The 4,997-nt window shown below is 76.2% G+C and carries 5 protein-coding genes; 3 read left to right on the top strand and 2 right to left on the bottom strand.

The window, feature by feature from the left end; all coding sequences use genetic code 11:
• Positions 1-500: hypothetical protein (locus E2C05_RS28555; protein ID WP_408901636.1), on the bottom strand; the 500-nt coding region annotated here is incomplete at its 3' end.
• 105 nt (positions 501-605) lie between these two features.
• On the opposite strand from E2C05_RS28555, the gene E2C05_RS28560 reads away from it, so the two are divergent.
• Entirely contained in the window at positions 606-1,271 is a 666-nt protein-coding gene (locus E2C05_RS28560) for a cytochrome b/b6 domain-containing protein (RefSeq protein WP_133223032.1), read from the top strand.
• 170 nt (positions 1,272-1,441) lie between these two features.
• Positions 1,442-3,442, top strand: coding sequence for a methyl-accepting chemotaxis protein (locus E2C05_RS28565; protein ID WP_133223033.1), 2,001 nt, complete (start codon positions 1,442-1,444; stop codon positions 3,440-3,442).
• Positions 3,443-3,656: 214 nt separating this feature from the next.
• Here the strand turns inward: E2C05_RS28565 and E2C05_RS28570 are convergent, their stop codons facing one another.
• Positions 3,657-4,070, bottom strand: coding sequence for a c-type cytochrome (locus tag E2C05_RS28570; RefSeq protein WP_158292435.1), 414 nt, complete (start codon positions 4,068-4,070; stop codon positions 3,657-3,659).
• 205 nt (positions 4,071-4,275) lie between these two features.
• Here E2C05_RS28570 and E2C05_RS28575 point away from each other — a divergent pair, with 205 nt between their 5' ends.
• Positions 4,276-4,863 (top strand): LOG family protein, encoded by a 588-nt coding sequence (locus tag E2C05_RS28575; RefSeq protein ID WP_133223035.1) that lies wholly within the window; start codon positions 4,276-4,278, stop codon positions 4,861-4,863.
• The last annotated feature ends 134 nt before the right edge of the window (positions 4,864-4,997 follow it).

Raw genomic sequence — 4,997 nt, forward strand, 5'->3', positions numbered from 1 at the left:
AGCCAGGGCCCGGGTGGCCCGCCCAGCCACAGCCCGGCGGCCAGCAGCGCGAAGCCCCAGGCCGCCCCGCCCGGCCCCGGCAGGCCCAGCACGACGCCAGCCGCCAGCAGCGCCAGGGCCGCCAGCGGCACCGCCGCCCGCAGCAGGTCCGCCTGGGTCAGCGGCCCGCCCGCCAGCCACCAGGCGGTGGCCAGCGCGGCCAGGGCGATGGCCAGCCCCGCCGCGACGCCGCGGCCACGCCCAGCCAGCAGCAGCAGCGCCGCCACCGCCAGACCCGCCAATACCGGCCCCGGCAGGCGTTCCGGCAGTTGCCGCGGCGTCCCCGTCACCAGGCCCAGCACCGCCGCCCAGCCGACGGCCAGGCCCAGCCCGGCCCCCAGCGCGGCCCAGTCCGGCCGCCGCAGCAGGCGGAACAGCCCGGCCCAGGCCAGGACGGGGAGGAGGGCGGCCGCCGCGCCGTCCCAGAGCGGCGGCCAGGGCCCGTGCAGGGGAAAGGACATGCCCGCCAGACTGCCCGATTCGGGCCGGCCGCGCATCGTCCCCCCTGCCTGCCGCGCCGGGGCGGGCCTATGCTGCGCCGCGGCAGAAGCGGGGGATCAGGGACGATGGAGCGGCAACCGCTGGTCAGGGTGCGGGTCTGGGATGGCTGGGTACGGCTGGTCCATTGGGGCATCGTCATCCTGCTTGGCCTGTCGTGGTGGACCGCCGAGACCGGCCGGGTGCGGCTGCACTACCTCTCGGGCTATGGCGTGCTGACGCTGGTGCTGTTCCGCATCGCCTGGGGCTTCGTCGGGTCGGACACCGCCCGCTTCGGCCGCTTCCTGCGCTCCCCGGCCGAGGCGCTGCGGCACCTGCGGCATTTCCCGCGGCGGGAGCCGGACCGCGAGATCGGCCACAATGCCGCGGGGGGCTGGATGGTGCTGATCCTGCTCGGCCTGCTGCTGGCGCAGGCGGGGACCGGGCTGTTCTCGGACAGCGGCTATGGCGATTACGGCCCGCTGGCCAAGGCGGTCGCGTCCGAGACAAGCGACCGGCTGACCGGGCTGCACCACCGCATCTTCAACCTGATCCTCGCGGCGGCGGCGCTGCATGTCCTGGCGGTGCTGGCCTATGCCGCGGTGAAGCGGCACGACCTGGTGCGGCCCATGGTGCTGGGCTGGAAGCGGCTGCCCGCCGCCCTGCCCGCCCCCCGCCTCGGCTCGCCGCTGCTCGGGGCGGCGCTGCTGCTGCTGGCGGGGCTGGCGGTCTTCGGCATCTCCCGCCTCGGCTGACCGGCGGCGGGAGCCCGCGCGGGCCCTGGTACCGCGACGCCGCGTCGCCCGTTGCCGCGCGGGGCGGCCGCCGCGGCGGGCATCCATGACGCTTCCTTCACGACTTCCGCCGTACCAGCGTTTCCGATCGTGGCGGGCTGCCCCGCCCTGCACCGCTGGAGTGTCGTCCGATGCTGCGCCGCATCATGCAGATGCCTGTCCTGGGCAAGGGGGTCCTCATCGTCCTGCTCGGGGTGGTGAGCGAGGCGATCATCGCCCTCGTCGCCATGAGCGGCCTGCAGGAGGTGAAGACCGCCTACCAGACCGCCCTGGTGCAGGAGAGCGGGGCGGCCCTGCAGGCCTCCCAGGCCTCCCGCACCGTGCAGGGCATCAGCCGGCAGGCCGCCCGCCTGGTCTATCTGGGGGAGGGCGAGGCGCGCACCGGCGCCCTCACCCGCATCGAGGCGCTGCAGCGGCAGACGGTGGAGGCCCTGGCGGGCATCCGGGCGGCGCAGCCCGGGCTGGCCGGTGCGGTGCAGGGGCTGGATGCCGATGTCGGCCGGCTGATGGAAGGCGTCCGCGGCCTGGCGGCGGCGCCGGCGGCGGACACCGCGGCGCTGCGCCGGATCATGGCGGAGCGGGTGGACCCGCAGGCCGACCGGCTGCGCGACGCACTCGACCGCTTCGTGACGGAGCGGCGCGAGGCGGCGGGCCGGACCAGCGAGGCCGCGCTGGCGGTCACCGGCACGGTGCGGACCACCATGCTGGTGGTCTCGGTCGTCGCGCTCGCCATCGGCATCGCCCTCGCCACGGCGCTGTTCGCGCTCGGCGTCGCCCGGCCGATGCGCCGCATGGCGGCGGAGGTGGAGCGGGTGGCGGGCGGCACGCTGGATGCGGCGGTGGAAGGGCGCGACCGCCGCGACGAGGTCGGCGCCGTGGCCCGGGCGGTGGAGACGCTGCGGGTCCTCGGCCTCGAGAAGCGCGGGCTGGAGGCCTCGGCGGCGGCCGAGCGGGCGGCGCGGGACCGGCGGCAGGCGGCGATGGACCGCCACACCCAGGATTTCGGCCAGTCCGTCTCGGGCGTGCTCGCCTCGCTCGGGGCCGCGGCGGCCGATATGCGCCGCTCGGCCGATGCGATGGCGGCGGTGGCCGAGCGGGCCCGCGACCAGAGTGCCTCGACCGCCGCCGGCGCCGAGCAGAGCTCGCACGACCTGGGCACGGTGGCGGCCGCGACCGAGGAGCTGAGCGCGAGCGTCGCCGAGATCTCCCGCCAGGTGGCCCAGGCGGCGGCGGCGGCGCAAGACGCGGTGAATTGCGCCCGCACCACCGACACCACCGTCCGCAGCCTGTCCGAGGCGGCCGCGCAGATCGGCGAGGTGGTGCGGCTGATCAGCGACATCGCCGGCCAGACCAACCTGCTGGCCCTCAACGCGACGATCGAGGCGGCCCGCGCCGGCGAGGCCGGCAAGGGCTTCGCGGTGGTGGCGAGCGAGGTGAAGGCATTGGCCGGGCAGACCGCCAAGGCGACCGAGCAGATCGCCAGCCAGGTCGCCGCCATCCAGGCCGCGACCACCCAGGCGGTGGATGCGGTGCAGGAGGTGGGGACCGCCATCGGCCGCGTGGAGGAGGTGGCGAGCGCCATCGCCGCCGCGGTCGAGGAGCAGGGCGCCGCGACGCGGGAGATCGCCGCCAGCGTGCAGACCGTGGCGCGGCAGAACAACGAGGCGACGCGGGCGATGAACGAGGTGGCGGACATCGCCGAATCCGCCGGCGGCACCAGCCGCTCGGTGCTGAACGCGGCCGGCGAGGTGGCGCGCGTCTCGGGCGAGATCCGGACCGAGGTCGACAGCTTCCTCGCCGCCATGCGCGGCGACGAGCGGGAGCGGCGGCGCTACGAGCGCCTGTCGGTGCCCGGGCTGCGGACGGTGCTGCGCGGCAACGGCCTGGCGGCCCCGATCGAGGCCATGGTGCAGGACATCGCGCGGGGCGGCCTGGCGCTGGTCGGCGGCCCGGACCTGCCCCCAGGGCTCGAGGTGCAGATCGAGCTGCCAGGCGCCGGCACGCCGATCGGCGGCCGGGTGGCCCGGCGCGAAGGCAGCCTGCTGGCCATCGCCTTCCGGCAGGACCCGGAGACGCTGGCGCGGGTGGACGCGCTGCTGGATACCCTGGCGCCCCGCGCCAAGGCGGCCTGACGACGGGCTGCCGCGGCCGCACCGGCCCGCTGCAGCCCCGCCCGCCACGGCTTGGCGCGCGACCGGCCGCCGGCCTGGCGCCGCGCCCGCCCGCCGCCGATGCCACCGGTCGATTCGGCGCTGGCCGATTCGACAGCAGTTGTTTCGGGGCCGGCCGGTTCGGCGCCGGCCGGTTTGCGGCGCCTAACCGCTGGCCGCCGGCGGTGCCGAAGCGTCAGCGCGCCCGGAAGGGGCGGTGGCAGCCGCCGCAGAATTGCGGCCCGGTCTGCGCATAAGCCTCGGCGAAGCCGGCCGCGTTGCCGGAGGCGGCGGCGGTCTTCAGCGTGGCCAGCTGGCCCAGCAGGGCGGTGTTCGCCTGCTCGAAGCGCGGGAAATCCTGCCAGATCGCCGGCAGCGCCTTGGTGTCGCCGGTGCCAGAGCCCGCCGGGAAGCGGGCGGGCAGCGTCCGGTAGAAGGCGATCATGTCGTCGATCCGCGCCTCCAGCGGCTTCGGGTCGCCGCGCGAATCCGCCACCGGCTTCATCGCCTCCATATGGCCGCCCATGCGCTTCAGGCCCGCCCGCCGCTCGGCGATCACGTCGCCCTGGGCGAAGGCCGCCCCCGCCATGGCGGCCAACCCGATGGCCACCGCAATTCCCCAATGCCGCATCGCCTGTCCCCCGATTCCGTTGCATGGTCAGCCCATGTCGGAAGCGTAACCCGCAGGATGCGCGCACGCCAAGGCGCAGCCCCGCCGGCCCGGGCGGGGCCGATGGCGGCGCCGCAAGATCCGGTGGCGCGCGGCGTCGCCGGCCGATCCGTGGCAGAATGCGGCGACGCGTCTGGAGACCATCATGCCGCAGCATATCCGTTCCGTTGCCGTCTTCTGCGGCGCCCGGCCGGGGACCGACCCGGCGCATCTCGCCGCCGCCCGGGCGCTGGGCGCCGGGCTGGCCGCCGAGGGCATGACGCTGGTCTATGGCGGCGGCGGGATCGGGCTTATGGGCGCGGTCGCCGAAGCCACGGCCGCGGCCGGCGGCCGGGTGCATGGCGTGATCCCGGAATTCCTGACGCGGGTCGAACGCCCCTCCGCCCATGCGGCGGAGATGGAGGTCACCACCAGCATGCATACCCGCAAGACGCGGATGTTCGAGCTGGCGGATGCCTTCGTCACCCTGTCCGGCGGCCTCGGCACCCTGGACGAGACGGTGGAGATCCTCACCTGGCGGCAGCTCGGCCTGCACGACAAGCCGGTCATCATCCTCGACATCGGCGGCTGGGCGCAGCCGCTGCTGGCGCTGGTGGAGGCGCTGATCGCCCAGGGCTTCGTGGACCCGAGCAACCGCCGGCTCTATGCCGTGGCGCCCGACGTGCCGGCGGCGCTGGCGCTGCTGCGGCAGGCGCCGCCGCCCGAAACCGCGGCGCCGCCGGACAGGCTGTAGAGCGGCGGGCGACGGGGCCCTGCCGGCCCCGCGCGTGGCGCCGGCCGGGCCCTGCAAGGCGCGGCACGCGGCCGATGCGGGGCGGCATTCCCTGCGGGGCGCAATCCGCGGCCATCACAACGCGCGGTGCGCCG

Origin of the sequence: Paracraurococcus ruber (assembly GCF_004353985.1) — a bacterium.
Taxonomy (GTDB): Bacteria; Pseudomonadota; Alphaproteobacteria; order Acetobacterales; family Acetobacteraceae; genus Paracraurococcus; species Paracraurococcus ruber.